The sequence below is a fragment of the Rhodobacteraceae bacterium LMO-JJ12 genome (genome assembly GCA_021555075.1).
Lineage (GTDB): Bacteria > Pseudomonadota > Alphaproteobacteria > Rhodobacterales > Rhodobacteraceae > JAKGBX01.
In genome coordinates this window covers 1,089,977-1,111,864 of the sequence record JAKGBX010000001.1, presented here as the reverse complement: position 1 = coordinate 1,111,864, position 21,888 = coordinate 1,089,977, and the positions used below count along the sequence as shown (strand labels likewise).

At 57.2% G+C, this 21,888-nt stretch carries 21 protein-coding genes and 3 pseudogenes; 8 read left to right on the top strand and 16 right to left on the bottom strand.

The genetic code is table 11. The features are described 5' to 3' along the window. The first annotated feature begins 52 nt into the window (after positions 1–52). Positions 53–191: pseudogene (locus LZG00_05330) on the top strand (cold shock domain-containing protein). A 104-nt stretch (positions 192–295) separates the two neighbouring features. Here the strand turns inward: LZG00_05330 and LZG00_05325 are convergent. Beyond that, entirely contained in the window at positions 296–577 is a 282-nt protein-coding gene (locus LZG00_05325; GenBank protein ID MCF3593415.1) for a hypothetical protein, read from the bottom strand. Positions 578–739: 162 nt separating this feature from the next. Continuing rightward, positions 740–1,648, bottom strand: a complete 909-nt coding sequence (gene thyX / locus LZG00_05320; protein ID MCF3593414.1) for an FAD-dependent thymidylate synthase — start codon at positions 1,646–1,648, stop codon at positions 740–742. Positions 1,649–1,887: 239 nt separating this feature from the next. Here thyX and LZG00_05315 point away from each other — a divergent pair, with 239 nt between their 5' ends. From LZG00_05315 to LZG00_05305, 3 genes are all read left to right on the top strand, one after another. Further along, positions 1,888–2,958 carry a hypothetical protein gene (locus LZG00_05315; protein MCF3593413.1) on the top strand — a complete coding sequence of 357 codons (1,071 nt, stop codon included), beginning with the start codon at positions 1,888–1,890 and terminating at the stop codon, positions 2,956–2,958. Between the two features lie 18 nt (positions 2,959–2,976). Beyond that, positions 2,977–4,338, top strand: coding sequence for a surface lipoprotein assembly modifier (locus tag LZG00_05310; GenBank protein ID MCF3593412.1), 1,362 nt, complete (start codon positions 2,977–2,979; stop codon positions 4,336–4,338). 86 nt (positions 4,339–4,424) lie between these two features. Beyond that, positions 4,425–4,853, top strand: coding sequence for a VOC family protein (locus LZG00_05305; GenBank protein MCF3593411.1), 429 nt, complete (start codon positions 4,425–4,427; stop codon positions 4,851–4,853). 151 nt (positions 4,854–5,004) lie between these two features. Here the strand turns inward: LZG00_05305 and LZG00_05300 are convergent. From LZG00_05300 to LZG00_05285, 4 genes and pseudogenes are all read right to left on the bottom strand, one after another. Then, positions 5,005–5,338 (bottom strand): annotated as a pseudogene (locus LZG00_05300) (transposase). 37 nt (positions 5,339–5,375) lie between these two features. Continuing rightward, on the bottom strand, positions 5,376–5,891 hold the full coding sequence (locus tag LZG00_05295) for a winged helix DNA-binding protein (GenBank protein MCF3593410.1): 516 nt from the start codon (positions 5,889–5,891) through the stop codon (positions 5,376–5,378). 220 nt (positions 5,892–6,111) lie between these two features. Further along, entirely contained in the window at positions 6,112–6,381 is a 270-nt protein-coding gene (locus LZG00_05290) for a succinate dehydrogenase assembly factor 2 (protein ID MCF3593409.1), read from the bottom strand. A 1-nt stretch (position 6,382) separates the two neighbouring features. Next, positions 6,383–6,787 carry a helix-turn-helix domain-containing protein gene (locus LZG00_05285; protein MCF3593408.1) on the bottom strand — a complete coding sequence of 135 codons (405 nt, stop codon included), beginning with the start codon at positions 6,785–6,787 and terminating at the stop codon, positions 6,383–6,385. Positions 6,788–6,887: 100 nt separating this feature from the next. Between LZG00_05285 and LZG00_05280 the strand changes: the two genes are divergently transcribed. The 3 genes from LZG00_05280 to LZG00_05270 are packed head-to-tail and all read left to right on the top strand — an operon-like array spanning position 6,888 to position 8,673. Beyond that, a complete protein-coding gene (locus LZG00_05280) occupies positions 6,888–8,090 on the top strand; it encodes a pyridoxal phosphate-dependent aminotransferase (protein ID MCF3593407.1) in 1,203 nt (400 codons plus the stop codon). Next, a complete protein-coding gene (locus LZG00_05275) occupies positions 8,087–8,275 on the top strand; it encodes a hypothetical protein (GenBank protein MCF3593406.1) in 189 nt (62 codons plus the stop codon). The genes LZG00_05280 and LZG00_05275 overlap by 4 nt, the downstream gene beginning before the upstream one ends. Then, positions 8,272–8,673 (top strand): hypothetical protein, encoded by a 402-nt coding sequence (locus LZG00_05270; protein MCF3593405.1) that lies wholly within the window; start codon positions 8,272–8,274, stop codon positions 8,671–8,673. Before LZG00_05275 ends, LZG00_05270 begins: the two co-directional genes overlap by 4 nt. Before the next feature lie 159 nt (positions 8,674–8,832). Here LZG00_05270 and LZG00_05265 read toward each other — a convergent pair whose 3' ends face one another. Continuing rightward, positions 8,833–10,191 carry an MATE family efflux transporter gene (locus LZG00_05265; protein MCF3593404.1) on the bottom strand — a complete coding sequence of 453 codons (1,359 nt, stop codon included), beginning with the start codon at positions 10,189–10,191 and terminating at the stop codon, positions 8,833–8,835. Between the two features lie 127 nt (positions 10,192–10,318). On the opposite strand from LZG00_05265, the pseudogene LZG00_05260 reads away from it, so the two are divergent. Further along, positions 10,319–10,615: pseudogene (locus LZG00_05260) on the top strand (integrase core domain-containing protein). Positions 10,616–10,772: 157 nt separating this feature from the next. On the opposite strand, the gene LZG00_05255 reads toward LZG00_05260, so the two are convergent. The 9 genes from LZG00_05255 to cyoE form a co-directional block, all read right to left on the bottom strand. After that, entirely contained in the window at positions 10,773–14,165 is a 3,393-nt protein-coding gene (locus LZG00_05255; GenBank protein ID MCF3593403.1) for an error-prone DNA polymerase, read from the bottom strand. Beyond that, a complete protein-coding gene (locus LZG00_05250; protein ID MCF3593402.1) occupies positions 14,162–15,643 on the bottom strand; it encodes a DNA polymerase Y family protein in 1,482 nt (493 codons plus the stop codon). The genes LZG00_05255 and LZG00_05250 overlap by 4 nt, the downstream gene beginning before the upstream one ends. Beyond that, positions 15,570–16,163, bottom strand: a complete 594-nt coding sequence (locus LZG00_05245) for a hypothetical protein (GenBank protein MCF3593401.1) — start codon at positions 16,161–16,163, stop codon at positions 15,570–15,572. The genes LZG00_05250 and LZG00_05245 overlap by 74 nt, the downstream gene beginning before the upstream one ends. A 54-nt stretch (positions 16,164–16,217) precedes the next feature. Next, entirely contained in the window at positions 16,218–17,468 is a 1,251-nt protein-coding gene (gene kynU, locus LZG00_05240; protein ID MCF3593400.1) for a kynureninase, read from the bottom strand. Between the two features lie 136 nt (positions 17,469–17,604). After that, positions 17,605–18,012, bottom strand: coding sequence for a hemerythrin family protein (locus LZG00_05235; GenBank protein ID MCF3593399.1), 408 nt, complete (start codon positions 18,010–18,012; stop codon positions 17,605–17,607). A gap of 17 nt (positions 18,013–18,029) precedes the next feature. Beyond that, complete coding sequence (locus LZG00_05230) at positions 18,030–18,533, bottom strand: hypothetical protein (protein MCF3593398.1); 504 nt, start codon at positions 18,531–18,533, stop codon at positions 18,030–18,032. After that, positions 18,530–20,116, bottom strand: a complete 1,587-nt coding sequence (locus LZG00_05225; protein MCF3593397.1) for a cytochrome b N-terminal domain-containing protein — start codon at positions 20,114–20,116, stop codon at positions 18,530–18,532. Before LZG00_05225 ends, LZG00_05230 begins: the two co-directional genes overlap by 4 nt. Beyond that, positions 20,113–21,012, bottom strand: coding sequence for an SCO family protein (locus tag LZG00_05220; protein ID MCF3593396.1), 900 nt, complete (start codon positions 21,010–21,012; stop codon positions 20,113–20,115). The genes LZG00_05225 and LZG00_05220 overlap by 4 nt, the downstream gene beginning before the upstream one ends. Next, the gene (gene cyoE, locus LZG00_05215) at positions 21,000–21,881 is read right to left on the bottom strand and encodes a heme o synthase (protein MCF3593395.1); all 882 of its coding nucleotides are present in this window, start codon (positions 21,879–21,881) and stop codon (positions 21,000–21,002) included. The genes LZG00_05220 and cyoE overlap by 13 nt, the downstream gene beginning before the upstream one ends. Positions 21,882–21,888: the final 7 nt, after the last annotated feature.

Sequence of the window (21,888 nt, the reverse complement as noted above, 5' to 3'; positions counted from 1 at the left end):
CATACCAAATAGCACAGTATACTGATTCAACCAGACAAACGGTTCTGGCTTTATCGAACCCGAAGTGGGTGGAAAGGACGCGTTCGTACATACATCTTCCATAGAGCGTTTCGGGGCTCAAGCGGCTGAGTGACGGCCAACAAAACTATGGGCTGATTGAAGGCCGCGACGGTCGTAAGATGGCAGGGAACTCAAGCTGCTTTGAATGCAGATCGTCGGTCCACCATTGCGTCAGCCACTATTCGAATACCGTCCAAGACAGCTTGGCCGCTAATTTGCGCCGTTCAGTCGGGGGTCAACGGCTGACGCAGCCTTTCATGCCCTCCGGGCAATAGGTGCTCGAAACCCGGCGCACATGGCGCTTCTTGGCCCGGCTCACCGGATGCACCTTGACGGCCTGATAGGTCATGTTCTGGTTTGGTGTGCCACAGCAGATCACGCCATTGATGCTGATCGGCTGAAGCCCGGCCGGGCAATAGTTCTCGGCAGAAGCATAGGGATAGATCTTGGGTTGCGCCGCCACCGGCATCGCCCAAACCGCCGCCATCGCGGCCCCGATCATCAAACTGGTCTTCATACTAACCCCCATGGCTGGTTTACCGTTGTTAGACAACAGGCTAAGGTGCTTTGTCCGGAGGGTCAAATGTTTTGGCCCTGGGATTTTTCTGAAAGCGAAACAATCGCAAGCTCAGGTAAACGCGGGAATGCGTGCCTACTTCTCGAATTCACGCCACGGTTCTCACCCTGCCAGAACCTCCTCAAACTCCCGCCACTCGCGAAGCGACATGCCTGAGTTTTCTTTAGTGACCTTTTCGCCAGCCAGCATTCGCCGCAAACAACTCATCATTTGGGCGCTCATAGTAACAGCACCCATCCGGTAATCCTCGAACGCCTTGTACGCGAATGGCACCCAGTCCGCTACGACCTTGCAGATCGCATCGGCATAAACCCGGATTTCGTATTGCGCATGTGCGTCGGCGCGGAGCCGCAAGAAATGCAACAGATTGTGCAGATCCACCTTCCAATACCATTGGGTATATATATTCGCGGGCAGGTTCATCCGGGCCAGCTCGCGCGCCAACCCTTCCTTGCCGTCAGCCGAAATCATTTGCTCATAGTTGTCGTAGCACCGCGCGGCATCACCCTTCAATATCTCCAACACCTGCATGGCGGCCTCATCTGACAAAAGCTCACCGCGCCCCTGGTTGTTGACCTCCGATTGCGCCGCCAGCGCTTCTCGCGCCGGAATGTAAAATTCGCGGTCCAGAATCGAATAGCGCGCCGAATATTCATTAACATTCGCTGTCCGATGTCTGATCCATTGCCGCGCCACAAATACCGGTAGCTTCACATGAAGCTTGATTTCGCACATCTCGAACGGTGTCGAATGCCAGTGCCGCATCAGATAACGGATCAGCCCTTCATCATTCTGCACGCTCTTGGTCCCCTTGCCATAGCTAACCCGTGCCGCCTGACAGATCGCTGCATCGTTGCCCATATAGTCGACCACTCTGACGAAACCATGATCCAATATAGGAATCGCTGAATAGAGATGGCGCTCCATGCCTTCACTCACTGCGCGCAACGTATTTTGCGGGCTCGTGCGCTGCACGTCGATTTCGGCCTGTTGCTCGGGGGTGACACTCATCGCGGGGTCCTTTGGATCAGAATCGCATAACACCACTATATCTAGAGTTCCCGTCTAGCGGAACCACAGTAAAGTGTGGGGCGGCGTTACATCGCAGTGGAAAAAACCCACGCCGCTCAACCCCACTTCAATTGACTTTTAACCATCATCAGGTGAAATTGCGCGGACAAGAGGAAAACATCCGGCGATTTCACCGGGTCTTACCCTCATAACGTGAATGGACAGGGGCAACAATCGGCATGTCGAAACGACTTTTTCCAATCGCAGCCCTGTGTCTGTTGGCAGCCTGCAGCAGTTCGAACCCCTTCATGGAAGAAGAGGACGAGACTGGAACTGGGACTGGAACCGGGACTGGAACCGGCGGGATCACGACCAATGGCGATCTTCTCCCCGGAACCACAAACCCGACGCCAACCACCGGAATTTTTCGCAGTGAGGCCAAGGTAGAAAGCAGCGAAGACCTCGCCTATGGCAACGGGTTCGCCAATAACATTGCTTACGATTCTACCAGCGATACTTTCTTCGTAGATGGTCTGGCATTTGATGGAAGCCAGCCAGGCGGCGTTCCATATTCCCGTTCGACACCTTCAAATCTCGGATCCTATGCGCTTTATGAAGCACCTGCCACCTATCTGGATCCCGTGACGAACAATCCCATAACCCAGTTTGACCATCGCGCACTCTATGGCCAGTCCGCCAACACCCGATTTGCCATCGTGCGAACCGGCAACTATGTCAATTACGGCTTTGGCGGGTTCGTATATGAGCGGGACGGCAGCGTGGTTCTGCCAACTCAAGGTCAGGCAACCTATAGCGGAGACTATGGCGGCATGCGGGACTTTGCCGGGCGAGGCGGGCTTGAATACGTCATAGGTGACATGCAGGTGGATATTGATTTCGCCGGCTTCAACAACAACTGCACAGGCGCGACCTGCGCCGATGCAATCCGCGGCTATGTTTTCAACCGGACCATTTACAATAGCAACGGCACCGATGTTACGGCTGGCTATCTTGCTGCACTCAACTCCGACTTGCCAGCGGGCGTCGCACCGGCGACGGGCATGCCTGTGATACAGTTCCGTATCGGACCGAATTCGATGGATAGCAATGGCGAAGCAACTGGGGTTACCTTCACCTCAGACCCTGAAGGTCAGGTATTGGACGAAGGCAACTATTACCTGCTTCTTTCCGGCGATCATACGGCCACTCCCGGCGGCGAAATTGTCGGCATAGTCGTGGTTGAAGGGGAAGACCCCCGGTTCGAAGACGTAACTGTACGCGAAACCGGTGGGTTTATCGTTACACGCTAAAGCGAGAGAGGCTTTCTGATGCCGCGCTTTCTGCGTTTGTTTTTGATGCTTGGGGCACTGTACGCAAGTGGAGCCCATGCCGACGAGGGCGTGGTGCTGTCCCCCTCTGAAATGCGTGTCGCGACTATTATTGCGCTTGAGACGGGCGACCTGCCCACAGCCATTGCTCTTGCCGAAGCCCTGCTTAAACGCAACCCAAGCGACCATGAAGCGCGTATTCTGGCCTCTCGCGCCTATCGCAACAATGGCGATCTGCAAAAAGCTACGCTGCACGCTCGCCGTGCATGGAAAGCCTCAACAACAAAACATCAGCGCTACGCTTCTGCCTTGCTGATGGCGCAGTCACTTTCTTCTGACGGGAAGCGAACAAGTGCGCAACTCTGGTTACGACGCGCGGCTGAGCACGCTCCTAACGAGCGGCTTCGGAAAGCCGCAGTGCGTGATTTTCAATACGTTCGTGCACGCAATCCTGTTGCTATTCATCTCAGCTTCGGCGTCGCGCCAAACTCCAACATAAACAACGGAAGCGCCCATTCTTCGGTTGATATTTTTGGCTTGCCTGATGTCAATCTCATCGGCGCTGCCCAAGCTCTATCCGGAATAGAGTATTCAACCGGCCTTTCGCTGCGCTATCGCTTGGCGCAGACAGCGGCCCGTGCCACGGATCTGACGCTCAAGGCCAGCCGCCGCGATTATACCCTATCCGCCGAAGCCAAGTCGCTTGCCCCGACTGCACAGGGTAGCGATTTCGCCTTGGGTACCGTCTCGGCTGGAATCACTCAGCGCTTCATGCAGCCAGAAACGCGTGCCGAAACTACAGTTTCGCTTGGACTGGGAAAAACCTGGTATAGTGGCTCGCCCTACTCTGATTTCACACGTTTATCACTGGGTCACTCAATGCCATTGTCAAATCGCTCCAGGCTCACTTTCGGGCTGGCCGGTGAGCGAACAAGAGGGCCAAGGGCACCCCATGCTGATCTCCTAAGGCTCAGCACAAGTTGGTCGAAGGGGCTAAAATCTGGCGCCTTGGTCGGACTGTCCTTACATCTCACCAACAGCCAATCACCAAGTAGTTCTGCCGAATACCAAGAGATTGCCGCCCGTATCAGCTATGCTCCTGCTAAACCGTTGTTTAAGGGCGTTCGCGCCATGTTCGGTCTGGGTTTGCGGGCACGTGATTATCCCGTCACGCCTTATCTGCCAAGCGGCGGGCGACAAGACCGCGAAGTATCGGCGGACCTGACCCTTTCTTTCGAGAATCTCGAATACTATGGTTTCACGCCCACCCTCACCTTCAACGCAAGTAGCGCTAATTCCAACGTTGGACTATTTGATGTCGAGAATGTAGGCATGGCGATGGGCATCCGTTCATCGTTCTGAACACACCCATTCTATCCCGACGCTAGACAGCGCCATTCGGTCCGCTATCCTTATCTGACATTCAATTGAGCTTGAGGCGCTTACAGATGCACCTGAAATATCTCCACACAATGGTCCGGGTCAAAGATCTGGAGAAAGCCATTTCATTTTTTGAAATTCTGGGCCTGGTAAAGACCCGCCACTATGACAGCGAAGAGGGGCGGTTTTCTCTAATATTCATGGCACCACCAGAGCAGCCTGATTGCCCCGTCGAGCTCACCTACAACTGGGACGGGGACGACGGACTGCCATCCGACAGCCGCCATTTCGGTCATCTTGCCTACGAAGTCGGCAACATTTATGAGATGTGTCAGCACCTAATGGACAGCGGCATAGTGATCAACCGTCCGCCGCGCGATGGGCGCATGGCATTCATCCGTTCGCCCGATAACATATCCATTGAACTCCTTCAAAAAGGTAACCCGCTCCCACCATTGGAGCCGTGGGCCAGTATGGAAAATATCGGTCATTGGTGATGCCAACTCTGGCCCTTATCGTGGCGCTGTAGCGATATTCTCTCAATCACCTTGCCGACGTTTTCGGGCATTTAGTTTAACGTATCATATTGAGGCGTCTGATGTGTTACCCGAAGTGTCCCCGCTTGGGGCTAGATTTCCCGCAGTATGATCACACAGACGGGCTGGATGAGTCTGGTAATTTCATCAGCGCTGCCGGGGCTTTGTTCCCAATCGCGCTGTGCGGTCGGTCTGTTGATGTCACCGAGAACTGACCCGGCAGGCGATTGCAGAGCAATTTGCCGAGAGGGGCCAAGCCTCCAACTTTTCGGCGGTATCTTTCAGCCCCATGAATCAGTGCGCGTTCAAGAACCCGGCACGGACCTTGCCGTTGAATGCCACGATGTGGGCGTTGTCGGTGGGTTTTCCGGGCCGTGATGAGGCGAGGGTGAGGCCCCCCGTTGATATACCCAAAGGTCCATATCTCGAGAGATAACTAAGCTCCCCCCGAATTTCGGGGGGGGGGATAGCTCATCAATGCCATCAGTAGATGTATCGTATCTGTTCAGACCAATATCGTTCCACGCGCCGTAGAGCCGTGGTGATATCATCTAACCCCTCGAAGCTAAGCGCGTTCTTCTTAACCAATCCTTCAGCATGACGGCCAAATAGTGACCCAACTACATCTCGAATCTCGCGCCCCCTCTCAGTCAGCCTCACCCGCACTGAGCGGCGGTCGATCTCGCAACGCTGGTGATGCATGTATCCCATCTCGACCAGCTTTTTGAGATTGTAACTGACGTTTGATCCCTGATAGTAGCCACGCGATTTCAGCTCGCCCGCTGTTACTTCGTTGTCGCCGATGTTGAACAAGAGCAATGCTTGGACCGCGTTGATATCAAGAACACCGACGCGCTCAAACTCGTCCTTGATCACGTCTAGCAATAACCTGTGCAACCGCTCGACTAGCGAAAGCGCATCAAGGTACCCTGCCATAAACCCTACCTCAGACCCGTCGCCCAATCGTCGCTTGGCTACGGGTTCTTGGCTTATCGGCATATGAACACTCATTCTCATCTCCGTCGAAACAACTCAGCTATGAGAAATGCAGGAAAAAGCCAAAAAATCCGTTAAACGCGAATTTTGCTTTGCTAAAATTCGCGCTAATGTGATTATTGCTCGAAGTATTGCGGCTAAGTCACGCCTCTCTCTATAGACTTATAGACAGAGCCAACACATTCAGGATTTACATACCCTGATGTCGCCGCACCTGCAAAACCTAGTCGGTATCAAGCGCCGAACGGATTTCAAAAACCATTTCTAAAACATTCGCAGGTGGCTTCGCTTGGCCACTAACCCATTGATAGAGATCTTGGTCATTTTCACTCAGGAGCCGGTCATAGGCATCAAGGCGCTCCTCGTTCATCGCGTCAAGACGCTCCTCTGCAAACCGCATCAGGATCAGGTCCATCTCCTTAGTTCCACGCCGCATGGAACGCATTTTCATCCGCTTCAACCGGGCTTCGCGGCTCTCCCCTTCAGGCCTCATCTCATCCAATTCCGTGTTCCTTCAGAAATCCGGCCAGGCGTTTTTCCAAAGCACCCAGACGATTGGCCGTCTTATTTGCTCGTGCTTTCAACTCGCGCAGTTCCGACAGGATACTGCGCATATCTTCATCGATTGGTGGGCCTTCATCAGGTCCGTCGACACCATCCCCCACGCCTTCAAGGAGCCAAGTGATTGAAACGTTAAGCAGCCCAGCCAGCATTTGCAACTTGTTGGCGCGCGGTTCGGACAAATCATTTTCCCAGTCCTGCAAAGTCGTCAACTTGATACCGATTCGCTTGGAAAGTTCCTTCTGGTTCATCCCTGCCGCATCGCGCGCGCCGGTGATCCTGTCACCCAAAGTGGCACTCTCCGCATCGAACCAACCTTCTGTCGTGTCTTCGCTCATCATCTCATCCTCTTTGTCCATAGCGGCCGAACGCGCTTGATCGGTCTTTGCGCGCAACCTATGACAGTAAGCAGCAAAACTCAAACAAGGTGCCGACCAAATGGCCTTTCTCTCTGACACGCTGGCACGCGTTAAACCGTCCCCGACCATTGCGGTTTCAAATCTGGCTGCAGAACTCAAGGCCGCAGGCCATGATGTCATCGGTCTTGGTGCTGGCGAACCTGATTTTGATACTCCCGATCACATCAAAGCGGCAGGCATTCGTGCCATCAACGAGGGAAAGACAAAATATACAGCCGTCGATGGCATTCCAGAACTGAAAGCTGCCATCTGTGCCAAGTTCAAACGTGACAACGGGCTCACTTATGAACCTGCGCAAGTCAGCGTCGGAACGGGCGGCAAGCAGATCCTCTATAACGCCCTGATGGCGACGCTGAACGCGGGCGACGAAGTGATAATCCCCGCACCATATTGGGTGAGCTATCCCGACATGGTGCTTTTGGCGGGCGGTATGCCCATTGCCGTGCAAGCCACGCTTGAGAATAATTTCAAACTAACGGCGGAACAACTCGAGGCCGCCATAACGCCGAAAACCAAATGGCTGATCTTCAACTCACCCTCAAATCCCACGGGCGCAGGCTATACGCGGGACGAACTTAAAGGGCTTACCGATGTGCTGATGCGTCATCCCCATGTCTGGGTGATGACGGACGACATGTATGAACATCTGGCGTATGATGATTTTAAATTCTGCACCCCCGCCGAGGTTGAGCCAGGACTCTATGAGCGGACGCTCACCTGCAATGGTGTATCCAAGGCCTATGCGATGACCGGTTGGCGTATCGGCTATGCGGCCGGTCCCAAGGAATTAATTGCGGCAATGCGCAAGATCCAGTCGCAGAGCACCTCTAACCCTTGTTCGGTCTCGCAATGGGCAGCAGTCGAGGCTTTGGACGGAAATCATGATTTCATCGCGAAGAACAACGCGGTATTCATTCGCCGCCGTGATCTCGTCGTCGCAATGCTTTCGGAGATTCCCGGCGTCACCTGTCTTAAGCCTGAAGGTGCCTTCTATGTTTATCCCTCGATCGCAGGGCTAATTGGCAAGACCACACCAAACGGCACATTGATCGACACGGATGAAGCGTTTTCCAAAGCTCTGCTGGAGGAAGTTGGAGTCGCCGTCGTCTTCGGAGCGGCCTTTGGCGTTTCGCCAAACTTCCGGATAAGTTACGCCACCTCGGACGCCTCGTTGAAAGAGGCGTGTTCTCGTATACAGGCGTTTTGCAAAGGACTCTCATGACCGAACGCCAAATCAAGATGAACCTGAACAACCTCGGCTTCGATACGAGCGAATTGCGCTATCCCCATCAATGCTTTCCTAGAAAGACGACACCTGTCGCATTTGGACTTGCCCCACGAACTATCGAGCAGCACGCCGCCGACGAACATCTGAGTAAAGCTCTGGAAATGAGAGAAGCCGCATGAGCGCCGATTTACCAGACTATTACTTTAGGGTGCGGGAAAACGGCGCCTTTGTATTCCGCCTAGACACGGAAAACCGCCAGCGGCGGATAGAAATGGACCAGATTGCCATTGTAAACATGCGCAATGGCGAAATCAAACCGCATGGTCAGCGTGAACTGTCTTCGGAAGATGTGGAAGCGATCGAAGATTGGATGGCAGAGCGCGCGGAGATATTGGCGGCTCGTGATATCGACGATATTCTCCGTGCTGTCGACTACCTTAACTTGACTACCCACTGGGCGCAAAGCCGCGCCACCGACGAACAACTAGAGCATGTAACAGACGCTCTACTCTTGGCTATGCATGATTTGCGCTCGGTACTGGTGCGCAAGAAAGCCGATCGGTTACTCAAGGACTAATCTTTGAACCAGAAACGGAACTTAAACAAAGAAGTGCGCGCCGCTTCGCATGACCGATGGCATAGTTATCCTGATCGCCGATACGATTACGGCCAGTCTCGAGCCTGAGAACGGACAGTAAGTCTTTGTTCTGCGAAAAACAGGAGCGGCTGGCGGCGGTCAAGCCTGCATGGCGCGACCGATTCCCACAGTCCAGAAACGCCAAACCAACAGTACCGCAGCAAACGCCAACCCCACAGCAAGGCCAAGCCACACGCCGACACCGTCAAACCCAACCACAAAACCCAGAATATAGCTGGTTGGAACACCAATCACCCAATAGGCCAAAACAGCAATCAGCATTGGAACGCGTGTGTCCTGCACCCCACGCAAAAGCCCGAGTGCCATGACCTGAGCCGCATCCACTAACTGAAACAGGGCCGCCGCCGCCATCAACATTACTCCGGTGGCCAGCACTGCATCACGTCGCAGATCAGACGGATCGAGAAAAATACCGACAAGCCAGTCAGGCACCAACAAGAACAATGCCATCGACAATAGCGCCAACAACATAGAGGCTACCAACACCACTTGGGCGCCACGTCTCAATCCGATGCTATCTCGTCGTCCAACGGCACGCCCAGCACGAACCGTGGCAGCACTGGCCAGACCCAGATGAACCATGAAGGCTGCTGAGGCTATTTGCAGAACTATGCCATGCGCCGCCAGAGCAACCTCGCCAAGCCAGCCCATCATTACCGAACTTGCGGCAAACAAGCTGACTTCTGCGAGACTGGTAAAGCCGATCGGTGTACCGAGCCTCAAGACAAACCAAAGCGCGCCAACGTCGACCCGCCACATTCGCTGAAACAGATGATGATGCGGCACCACCAGGATTACATAGAGTAACAAGAACACCAACATCACCAATTGCACTAGGAGTGAAGCCGCTGCGGCGCCACGGATTCCCAACTCGGGCGCACCCCAGTTACCAAAGATAAGCGCATAGTTCACAAGGCCATTGAGCAGCGCCCCCGCCATCGAAGACCATAAGACTATGCCTGTATGTTCAAGTGCGGAAAGGTAGGATTTGAGCACCATTCCGATTAGGGCAAAGATAACCCCAAAGCCGGCTATTTCCATATATTGTGCCGCTAGCTCGACCATAGAGACGTCTTGCCCCAGAGCGAGCAGCAATGGGCGTGCGAAGAGAAATACTGGCAGGCAAGCGATACCGAAAGCCAAGGAAGCCCAAAGCCCCATTCGCGTCACGCGGCGCACCCTTGTGTCGTCTTTTGCGGCCTCTGCTTCGGCCACAGCCGGCATGACCGCCAGTGCAAAACCCGAACCAAAGATGAAAAGCACGAAAACAACCATTCCGCCAAGAACCTGCGCGGCCAGCGCGCTGACATCATACCAACCCAGCATTACAGTATCGGTTATGGTGATAGAGAACTGAGCGAGATTGCCGCCAATTAACGGCAATCCCAGCATCATTGCCGCTTTTGCATGACTGCCGTATGTGTTCTCAGCGCTCATGGGCAATGCCTTACGTCGGGGTTCGGCTCGGGACAAGATGGTGGACGAAGAGGGATTGACGCCAATCTCGTCGCGATTTTCCCAACTCTCGAAATGACCTTGCGAACAGGTTCTAGCATCAAAAATGTTCACATCATTTGTTTGGACCGACCGGTTGCGGCGATCAGCCATCCGTATCTCCCCCTTTCATGCATGTAAACATGCACTGCCGGGGCGGTGGATGGATGGCAAGGGCCGGTGCCTTGACAACATCTTTGTCGAACGCTTGTGGCGATCATTGAAATACGAATGCGTTTACTTACACGCCTGGGAGACCGGATCAGAGGCCAAGGCGGGCGTCAGAAAATGGATCGAGTTCTACAACCACAAGCGCCCGCATTCCTCATTTGGCGGCAGACCACTTGCCGTGGTCTACTGGCAGTAGAATTGAAACAACAAAACCCGATCCGCAACTCCAAAGAGTAGCCTAAATTACGCCAGATCCTGTCCAACTATTGGGGAGTAGCTCAACAGATAGGTTTCACGAAGTATTTGAGCGAAACGGTCTTGCATAAACCCCATCAGTTGGCAGGCTCTGCGCCTCAATGAAAATCGCGGCTAGGAAATAGCCTCTTGGCCTGTTCGCGCGGGTGGCGAGCGCTGCGGGTGTGTTTCGTCGGTCGCGGCGCATCATCGGCCTGCGGCAGGGTCACGCCCACAGCTTCATCCATCGGATGGCCCAGTTCGCTGAGGCGATGCGATATGTCTTCTACCTCCTGCGCGATCAGGTGCACAACAATGCCTTCCTTCTGAATATACCCCATCACTCTGAGCAACCGACCGCCCATCACCGCACGCCGGTAGCGTTCATAAATCTTGGGCCATACCACGATGTTGGACACCCCGGTTTCGTCCTCCAGCGTCAAAAAGATCACCCCAGATGCAGTGCCAGGGCGTTGGCGGGTGATCACCAGGCCACAAACCGTCACCCGTCCCAGCGGCGCACTGTGCAGCTTGGTATGTGGCGTCAGCCCCGGCAGGCTCGGCCGCAACAGTTCCATCGGATGCGCCCTCAGCGTCAGCCGCATCGAGACGTAATCCTCGACCACCTCCTCGCCCAAATGCATCGCCGACAGGGTCACGGCAGGCTCAACAATACCCTCGCCCCCGATTGGATCATTAAACAGCGGTAGCGGCATCTGCCCCTGGATCGCCTTCACCTGCCAGAGCGCATCGCGCCGCGTGAGCCCCATATCAACAAACGCATCCGCCTCAGCCAGCCGCTCCAACACCGACGGCGCCAGCCCCGCGCGCAGCCACAGCGCCTCCGGATCCGGATAGCCATTGCCGCGCGCCGCCGCGATCCAATCCGCGTCGTCCTCCTTGAAACCCTTGATCTGGCGGAAGCCGAGGCGCAGCGCCAGCGCGCCATCAGCGCGGCGTTCCAGCGTGTTATCCCAGATGCTGTGATTGACGCAGATCGGGCGCAGCTCCACTTGATGCTCGCGCGCATCACGCACGATCTGGGCCGGCGCGTAGAACCCCATCGGCTGGGAATTCAGCAGTGCGCAGGCGAAAATTGCCGGGTGGTGACATTTCAGCCAAGCCGAGACATAGACGAGCATCGCAAAAGCGGCGGCATGGCTTTCGGGAAAACCGTAATCGGCAAATCCCTCGATCTGGGAAAAGCATCGGTCGGCGAAGTCGGGTTCATAGCCGTTCTTGAGCATGCCTTCGACGAACCGATCGCGGAACACGGCGATTGTGCCCATCCGCCGGAATGAAGCGAGTGAGCGGCGCAGACGATCGGCTTCTTCCGGGGTGAACCCGGCGGCTACCACGGCGATCTGCATCGCCTGCTCCTGAAACAGCGGCACGCCAAGCGTCTTGCCCAGCACGCTTTCCAGTTCTCTTGAGGGAAAGCCGACCGCCTCCAGCCCCTGTCGCCGCTTGATATAGGGCTGCACCATGCCGCCCTGGATCGGCCCGGGGCGCACGATTGCCACTTCGATCACCAGGTCATAGAATTCGCGCGGTTTCATGCGTGGCAAGAAATTCATCTGTGCGCGGCTTTCTACTTGGAACACCCCCACCGCATCGGCGATGCAGAGCATGTCATAGGTCGCTCTATCAGCCTGCGGCACGGTGGCAATGCTCAGGGTTTCGCCGCCATGCACCTCCAGCAGATCGAAACATTTCCGAATGCATGTCAACATTCCAAGCCCCAGCACATCGACCTTCAGAATACCCAGAGTGTCGATGTCGTCCTTGTCCCATTCGATCATCGTGCGGTCTTCCATCGCCGCGTTTTCAATCGGGCACAACTCGTCGAGCCGCCCCTTAGTGATAACAAAGCCGCCGACATGCTGGGAAAGATGGCGCGGAAAGCCGATGATTTCTCCGATCAGACGGATGGTCTGGGCAAGGCGGCGGTCGGTCGGGTCAAGTCCCAGTTCGCGGATACGATCCGGATCAGCCCCGTCATTTGACATACCCCAGATCTGTCCCGAGAGGCTGGCAGTCACGTCCTGAGACAGCCCCATCACTTTGCCGACCTCGCGGATCGCCGCGCGCGAGCGGAAATGGATCACCGTCGCACATAGGCCAGCACGGTGGCGACCGTATTTTCTATAAATATGCTGGATCACTTCCTCGCGGCGTTCATGTTCGAAATCGACGTCGATATCCGGCGGCTCGCCCCGATATTTCGACACGAACCGCTCAAACACCATGGTGATCTGATCGGGCGAGACGTCGGTAATGCCAAGCGCGTAGCATAGAATCGAATTGGCGGCCGAGCCGCGTCCCTGGCAAAGGATCTGCTGGCTGCGGGCATATTGCACGATGTTATGCACAGTCAGGAAATAGGCGGAAAAACCCAGCTCCTCGACCAGTTTCAGCTCCTTTTTTGCCATCGCCCGATAGCGGTCGGATACGCCATCAGGGCAGCGTCGCTTCAACCCTTCTTCCGTTAACCGTTCCAGCCGGGCCTGCGGCGCCTCGCCCTCGGCGATTTCGTCAGGATATTCATAGCTGAGTTCGCTGAGGCAGAAGCTGCAATTTGCGGCGATCTCCAGCGTGCGGCGGATGGCGGCGGGATGACTGCGAAACAGCCGCGCCATGTCCGCCGCGCCTTTCAACCGCCTTTCGGTATTTGGCAGCGCCCGGGTACCGATCGTATCAATGGTAATATGTTCGCGCATGCAGGTCAGAACATCGGCCAACTGGCGTCGGCTGGAACGGTGCATCAGCACGTCGCCAACGGCCACCATCGGCGCAGAGGTTTTCTGTGCCAGGCGGGCACAGGCCGCCAGATAGGCTTGATCGCTGCCATTATAGCGGGGTGCAGCCCCGAGAAAGACGTTGCCAGGAAAGCGCCGCCGAACGGTTTCGATATGCTGGGATACCTGTCTTGCCCCCACGCTGTCCTGCGGCAGCGCAATCAGGATCATACCCGCACAGCCCGCGACCAGATCCCGCAGATCAAGGTGACAATCGCCCTTATCGGCCCGTCGCTTACCGATAGTCAGAAGCCGGGTCAGCCTTTGATAGGCTGCGCGGTCCCTCGGCAAAGCGATCCAATCTACCGTGCTGTCGCGCAGAACCAAGCGGCAACCTGTGATCAGCTTCGGCAGTGCGGGTGTGTCGGGCCGCTGGATCGGGGTGGGATGGCCGATTTCCTGCCCTGAGCTACTATCTACCTGGTGTTGTTGGGAGTGGATCCTGCTCGTTTCATCCAAGGTGCGCCTCAGCTCCTTTAACGCCGCATAGGCCCGGACCACCCCGGCCAGCGAGTTGCGGTCGGTGATGGCGATGGCGGCCAACCCCAATTCCGCCGCGCGGGTGACCATTTCCTCTGGATGTGAAGCCCCCGTCAGGAACGTGAAATTGGTCGTCAGACACAGCTCTGCATAACCTAGTTCCAAATGACCTGCGACCAACCGTTCATAGCGCAAAGCCTCAGCCGGGCAGTGGTCGCGATTGATTTCGCTCATGCAAACTCCCCCTGTACGAACCAGCCCGGGTTTTGCGGCGTGTAATACATCCACAGCCGCCACCCCTCGCGGGTTTCCACCTGCCAGTAATCGCGCAACCCCGAGCGCCATCTTTCATCCACCAGCCACCATTCCGGCGCGATCCGCTCTGGCCCGGTGGCGCGCGCCGTGCTCAGCCACACCCGCCGCCAGAAAAACCGCGCAGGCGGGCGCGGCCCCGCCCCGGCAATCGGCTCAGGTTGAAACATCCGCACCGGGCGCGGGCGCAGCGCCACCCACGATCCTTCCGGCTCCGACCATGCAGCGGGCGCGATTGTAAAACTACGCTCGGGGATATGGCTATCGGCGGGCAGGAAGCGCTGGATATTGTCCAGCCCGATGCGTGTGCCCAAGCGACTTATCAGATCATCGAGCGCATCCTTATCGCCGCGCGTCACATGACTCAACTGCCTGACCGCCAGCGGCTCGACCCGGGTGGCCTCAAGCCGGATCAGGTCAATCCCGAACCCGGCCTCGACCTGATCTATCCCGCGCTCGAACAGCGGCAGGATCCGCGCTACATCGCGCAAGGGCCGCGCCAGCCGCAGTTCAACCTGCTGGCTATCCTGATCCACCCGCTGCAAGGTCAGGCACAACACCCGCGCACCCATTTCCTGATCCTTCAGCTTCTCACACAACCGCTCCAGCAGCCGTTCAGCCCCAGCCATCACATCGCGGCTCAGCCCGATCGGCTCGGGCAAGGTCATGCGCACGCCGTAATGCGGCAACTCGGCCAGCGGCGAAATCTGCTCGGGCTGATCGCCCAACGCCTGGTCGAGCCGCATCAGCACATCGCGTCCGAACCTGCGGCTCACCGCTGCACGCGGCAGCGCGCAAAGGTCCGAAACCGTACGCACCCCCAACCGCTGCAACGCCACGCCGACCTTCTCGTTAAGACGCAGCGCCGCCACCGGCAACGCCCCGATCCCCTCGCGCATCCCCCCCGGCGTCGCCACTCGCGCGCCCTCGCCCGCGCCACCGTAATGCGCCAGCGCCCAAGCCGCACCGCGCGTGTCGGCCAGTCCGATCCGCACTTCCAGCCCGGCGCGCGCCAGCCGCGCCTCGATATCGCCCAACATCGCCGCCTCCGAGCCCCACAGATGGGTCGAGCCGGTGACGTTAAGCACCAGCCCGTCCTCGCCCTCCAGACCCACCCAGGGGCAATAGCGCCCGGCCCAGCGCGCCAGCATCCGCAAAAAAAACGCATCGCCCAAGGGATCGGCCGGGCGACTTTGCAGATCGAGGCAAAATGCGCGCGCATCCGAGAAAGCCATGCCCCGGTGCAGCCCCTGCGCCTCGGCCGCCCGGTTCAACCCGTAAATCCGGCTAGCATTGGCCTGCATGTGGGTTAATGCAAACGGCCCGTCAACCGGCCTTGCCCGCAAAGCCCGGTCGCTCGCCAGCCTTGGAAACCACAATGATACGACGCGCTTGCTCATCCCAGCGCAGATCCCAGACGCCCAATGTTCCCGATTTGTTCTTTTTAATCTCCCAGCGTTGCAGAGTCGAGTCCCCCGCCGCGCCTTGCTCATCGAAAACCGGCGCACAGTGCCAGCGGGTCTGTGCCGCATTGCTGCCCATGCCCTCGGGAACAAGGCACAGTCCGGTCGATCGGCCCGCCTCTGCCGCCAGTTGCAGCCGCCGCCCGGCAGTGAGTCCCAGTGGCTTGCTCACCTCCAGCACCACCAGCTTTACAGCGCCCGAACGCAACGCCTCCTCGGTCACCGCAAGCACCTCCAGCGGATCGCCCGCCCGCGCCAGCAACAGCCGGGCCGGATCAAGATAGCGGCTGAACCCCGCTGGGTTAATCCCATCGCCCTGCCCGTCCTCGACGATCCACAACACCGGCCCGCCCAGATGCCCGCCCAGCGCAAAGGCAAAGCCCACCGCACCGGGTCCGAAAACCTCGTGCGTGCGGCCCCTTCGCGGCGGAAACTGATCAGCAAACATAGAGGTCATGGCACCAAACATACAGGGATTCGCGCGGGATTGAACATCCACCGTGAGTGGTTGCTAGGTCACCGCAGCCCGAATCTTGAATTCCGGCTTGTCCCATTCATCCGTGCGCATGACCTCCTTGAGATGCGCAACTGCATCCCAGATGTCGCAATAACGCACATAAGGCGCAGCAAACCCGAAGCGCAGGATATCTGGCGCGCGAAAATCGCCTATTACACCCTGCACAATCAGGGCCTGAACGATGGCATAGCCCTCAGCATGGGTGAGCGAAACCTGACTGCCGCGCTGGTCGGCATTGCGCGGGCTGACGATCTCGAAGCCCATATCGCAAAGCTCCTGATCAACCAGTGCAACAAAGAGATCACCCAGCGCCTGATTTTTTTCGCGCAGGACCATCATATCGATGGATTGATAAACCTTCAAAGCCTCTTCCAGAGCGATCAGCGAAAGTTGCGGCGCCGTGCCTGTGAGCATCCGTTCAATGCCGGGGTGAGGCTCATAATCCTGGGTGAATTCAAAGGGGCGGGCGTGGCCATGCCAGCCGGGAAGTGGCTGACAAACGGCGCTAATATGACGCTTGGCGACGAAAACGAAGGCAGGTGCTCCGGGACCTCCGTTGAGGTATTTATAGCCACAGCCCACCGCAAAATCGGCGTTACAGTCGTTGAGCTCGACTGGCAGCGCGCCCGCACTATGGGCCAGATCCCAGATTGTCAGCGCACCAAGTGCCTGCGCCTGTGCTGTAATGCCTGCCATGTCATAAACCCGGCCTGTCTTGTAATGCACATGGGTGAGCTGAACGAGGGCGAGCGTTTCTCCCGCTTCTGCAATTGCGGCTTCGACCTGCTCGGGTTCAACGCAACGCAACTCAAACCCCATCAACTCGGCGGCCTCGGCATTGATATAGACATCGGTGGGGAAATTGCCGCGTTCCGAGACAATTACCTTACGACCCGGGCGCATGCGTAACGCCGAGATCAGCACCTTGAAGAGATTGACTGAAGTGGAATCGCATACCACCACCTCATCACTTTCGGCACCGATCAGACGGGCAATCGCCGCACCTGCGCGTTGCGGCGCGTGATACCAATCGGTTGTGTTCCAAGCGCGGATCAGCTCTGTGCCCCATTCATCGGCCACAGCACTTTGCAGACGGGCCTTGACGCTGCACGGCAATGCACCAAGCGAATTGCCGTCGAGATAGATGACCCCGGCCGGCAGATCGAACTGCGCCCGGATCGGGGCAAGTGGGTCGGCCTCATCGCGCAGGATGCAAGTGTCGCGTGTAATAGCTTGGGTGTTCATGACATTCTCCGGTTAGTGGTGGGCGCTTTGCGCAGTCGGGCCATGCAGTTTCTCATTCTCGGCAGGAACATACGCGCCCTTCCCAAGCGATAACAGCCCGTCAAACCGGGGGAAACGTCAATGAGCTAATTTTCAATCAGGAGTGCGGATGCGGCCCCAGACGATCATGCAGACGGGAATCGTGGGTTTTGAAGTGGTTGGCGAACCAGGCTTCAAGCGTTGTCGCCAATCGCGCGGCGGTTTGATCTGGTGACGCGTTATCGCCATCCATGATATCGCGAAGATCATCCAGAAGACGCTCGTGATCTTCCTTGTGCTGGATGCGTTGATCGTAGCCATAGGCTTTCATCTGCTGCTCTTCGAGAGCGAAATGCGCCGAAATGGCGCGCAAAAGATCACCAAAGCTACCCTCGATATCGACTTGAGGATGGTGATCAAGAATCGCTGAGGCGGTTTGATTGACTAGGCCGATTAACTCCTGATGTTCATGATCGACCGCTGGGTTGCCGACACTGTATTCCGGTTTCCATTCAATTGGTGCCATAGTGACCCCCTTCCCCTTCATTCAAATACAAAGCCGCTTTCTTTGCGGAAATCGATCACGAAGCTTTGCCCGGGTTTCAGATCAATCTTGCGTTTCGCCTCATATCCGTATGCCTCAGACGCCGGGTTATCACGCATTCGCACCGTAAGATTGTGCGTGCCTGCGGGCAGTAACAAACGCTCATAAAGTCGTGACGGGCCACTTCCGGCGATGCCCGATGGCGCGCTTTCCGCGCTGTAAATCAACGCACCGTCAACCTCCAATTCGACATAGATCGGCGGGCGACGACGTGCACAAACCTGGGTCTGACGCATGTTCGGCGGCAGCTTGGCAAGCTCTTCAGGCGTCCTGTCGCGGCAGCTGGCGCTGCGGTCACCACTATGGGTGAAACTGAGTCGCAACAAGGCCATGTTTTCGGGAACCGTTTGCCAAGCGGGCGAGGCCGACAACCAGGCAACACCAAGACTTAGAACAAGCGTTACAAAGCCACCCATCGCCAAGTGATGCAATCGACCCCTCATTTCGGAACCTCCCCGGTCGTCTCATCAGGATCGGCCATGCCAGATTCACCCGGATCGACCGCCCGCTTGTTTGGCATTGGCTCCAATTTTGCCACACGCTCAGAAAAGGCAATCGTTTCTCGTGCAAAAAGCGCACGTTCGGTGGGACCGAACCAGAGCGTCAGCAACCGTTCACGCGGGACGCGTTTGCGCAGCAAGGGATCACGAGTGCGCGCGATACGCTCCTTCGTCCACTTGGCACCGAGGCGATTGTAGCACTCACGCTCGGCACATCCGGCGATGCAGACGCCATCGGCCAGATCGCGGCTGAGGATGAAATCAAACAATGAGGGCGGAGCCATCGCTACGCAGGGCAGAATCACACGGCCTTTTTCAGGCACACCCGCCGCGCCGTGTTCACAAGCAATGGTCATTACCCGGCCTGGCCCCGACAGATCGTCAGCGGTGGCAATGACCTCAGCGCGCAGTTGCTCAAGCGGGCGACCGGGCAGATCAATGCCAGTGATCAACGGACCGGAGCGGCGGAACGGAGTCGAGGACGGGCAGGACCCCATGCAGATACCACAGGCAACGCACTTATCCGGATCAACCAAGGCCTCTTGCGGAAAAGGCGCGTCATCGCTGCGCGGCACCATGGTGATGGCCGTATAGGGGCAATCGGCTTCGCAACGGGTGCAGCCATTGCAGTAGTCAAGGAACACCTGTGCTGCTTCTGCCTCTTTGCGCCGTGGCAGCCACGGCATTCCGAACAGCAGGATCGTAATCAGCAGTGCACTAGTCCAGATTACCCCTGGCGGCACCATGTCAATCACCGGATAAAGCCCGAGAATGAACCAGTCGAGCCCAATCTTGGCCGGAAAAGTCGAGAGATCCGCAGGCCCTTGCAAGACCGCAGGCATAGCGAACGAGGTGACCACCAGCGCCATCAAAGTCAGGATAGCGAGGCCACGCGGCGGATTGGTGCGCGCCGACGTGATGCGCTGGATATGAATCCACATCATGAGCAAAAGCAGGAGCGGAATGGCGATGTGCAAAAAGACCATAAGCGTGAAGAACCGCGACGAAAGACTTTCCGGTGTTAGAAAATTGCGCGCGATGGGTTCAGCGAAGAACGGCAATGCATCAAGCAGTTCGGTGGTGGTCAGCGCGACATATTGAGCCAGTTCATCCCAGATCAACCAATAGCCGGTAATTCCGGACATGTAGACAAACCAGATCACCGGCACACCGGTAATCCAAGAGAACCAGCGCCGCCCGCGGTAGCGATCAAAAGCCCATTCGCGCACCAGATGCACCAGCATGAGGATAACCATCAGATCGGAGGCATAGCGGTGCAGGCTGCGCGCCACCCCGGCATGGAACCAGTGATCTTCGGACAGCCATTTGACCGATTGGTAGGCATTGACCACACCGGTATCAAAGAAGATGAACAGGTAGATGCCGGTGCCGGCGACGACCCAGAACATGAACCAGCCCAGCGGCCCGAGATTGGCCAGCGGGTTCCAATCAGGTCCAAACAGCCTATCCAATGGGCGCTCAACCCTGTCAAAACCACGCTTTAGCGCCGCTCGCATTCCCGTCATTGTACTAGCTTATCCACTGTCTTGGTTGTTGCACGCGATACGCCATTTCGTGGCATGCTACGCTGCCGTTCCAGCCAAAGTCGCAGGATGATTAAACCAGTCACAAGCAGCGAAACGGCGCCGAAGAAGATGCCGAAGAAGATCCCATAGTCAAAGCGATAGGCGCGAGTCAGCGGGTTGTAAACGGTGCACAAAAAGGTCAGCCGGTTCCATAAATCTTTGGGTGCGATCGAAACTGTCGTGCGGCCAAGCACAAGCTCTTTGAGCGGCGCCATGAACACCGGCAGCGGAAATTCTTCGCCATAAATCTGGCGATAGACGCGCCCGTCGGCATCGAGAATGGTGGTCTGACTTGCATGGTCAAAGCCGCCTGCGGCGTCGCGCCAGCTAAAGCCGAGATCATGCAGCAAGGCTTCCGTGGTTTCGGGTTCGGCGCTGGCAACATACCAGTCATCCAGCCGGTTGAGCCGATGCGAGATCGCAAAAGCGCGCAGTCGCGCCGGTTTGTCACCGCTGGCGTCAAAACCAAAGGTCAGGACTGCAAAGCTGTCGTCTCCCAATATGCGGCGCGCATCGGATACGGCATCGTGCAGATGATCGGTGGTCACAGGGCAGATCGAACTGCAACTGGTGTAAACCAGCGAGATCACCAACGGGCGACCGCGCAGATCAGACAGTGCCAGTGGCGCGCCGGTCTGATCGCGCAGGATATGCGGCCCGACTTCGCGTCCGATTGCGTTCTGGCTGATCTCATAGACCTGCTTGGCATCCAGCGGTTCGGGTGGTTGGCTTTGCGATTGCGCGGGCATTGGGGAAACCAAGGCCAGAATCGAAGTCAGGACCAGCGAGAACAAGGCCAGTAACGACAGGGTTTTAAACCGGCTTAGAACGCCCATCTCAAAGCCTCGTCCAGAACAACCCCGACCGACAGCAGGGCGAACTGGGCGAGTGATGCGCGGAAGGTGCGCATGGCAGCCCCCCGGGAAGGGTCATGCAGCAGGCGCCAGGAAGCGAGAAGGAACGGAACGCCCCCCGCCAGAGCGAACAGGCCATAGATCCAATCCATGCCAAACCACAGCGGCAGCATCGACAGAACGACCAGTGTTGCGACATGGCTAAAGATCACCGGACCCCAAATCTCGGGTTCCGAGACCACGGGCAGCATCGGGATGTTTGCCCGCCGATAGTCTTCGCCGCGCGCGGCGGCGAGGCTCCAGAAATGTGGTGGAGTCCAGAGAAACAACACGGCGGCCAATATCGCAGGGACCGGGCCGATGAATGGGCCGAATTGCGGGGCTGCAGCGGCCGCACCCGCCAGCACGGCGAAGCTGCCCGCTGCGCCGCCGATCACAACATTCCAGACCGTGCGGGTCTTGAGCCAAACGGTATAAATCACGCCGTAAGTAAGCGCACCGAGAAAGACCAAGATCGTCGCCAGCGTGCCGCCGACTGACCAGGCCATCAAAAGCGCGCCAAGCAACAACGCCAGAAGCGTCACCGGCCAGATCGGCCCGGCCTTCAGAAGGCCGCTGGCAAAGGGCCGGTTGCGAGTGCGCGCCATATTACGATCGCTTTCGCGTTCGTAATACTGATTAAAGCCACCCGCCGCCCCCGATGCACCGAGGACGGCGAGGGCAAAGACCAGCGCCTCGAGCTTGCCAAGCTCGCCCCCTCCCGTCATCACCCCGACAAGTGCCGCCAGGGCGATAAAGGCGCCGATCCGTAGTTTGAGGATCGAAACAGTCATGTTCAGCGCAGTGAGCATCGCTCAA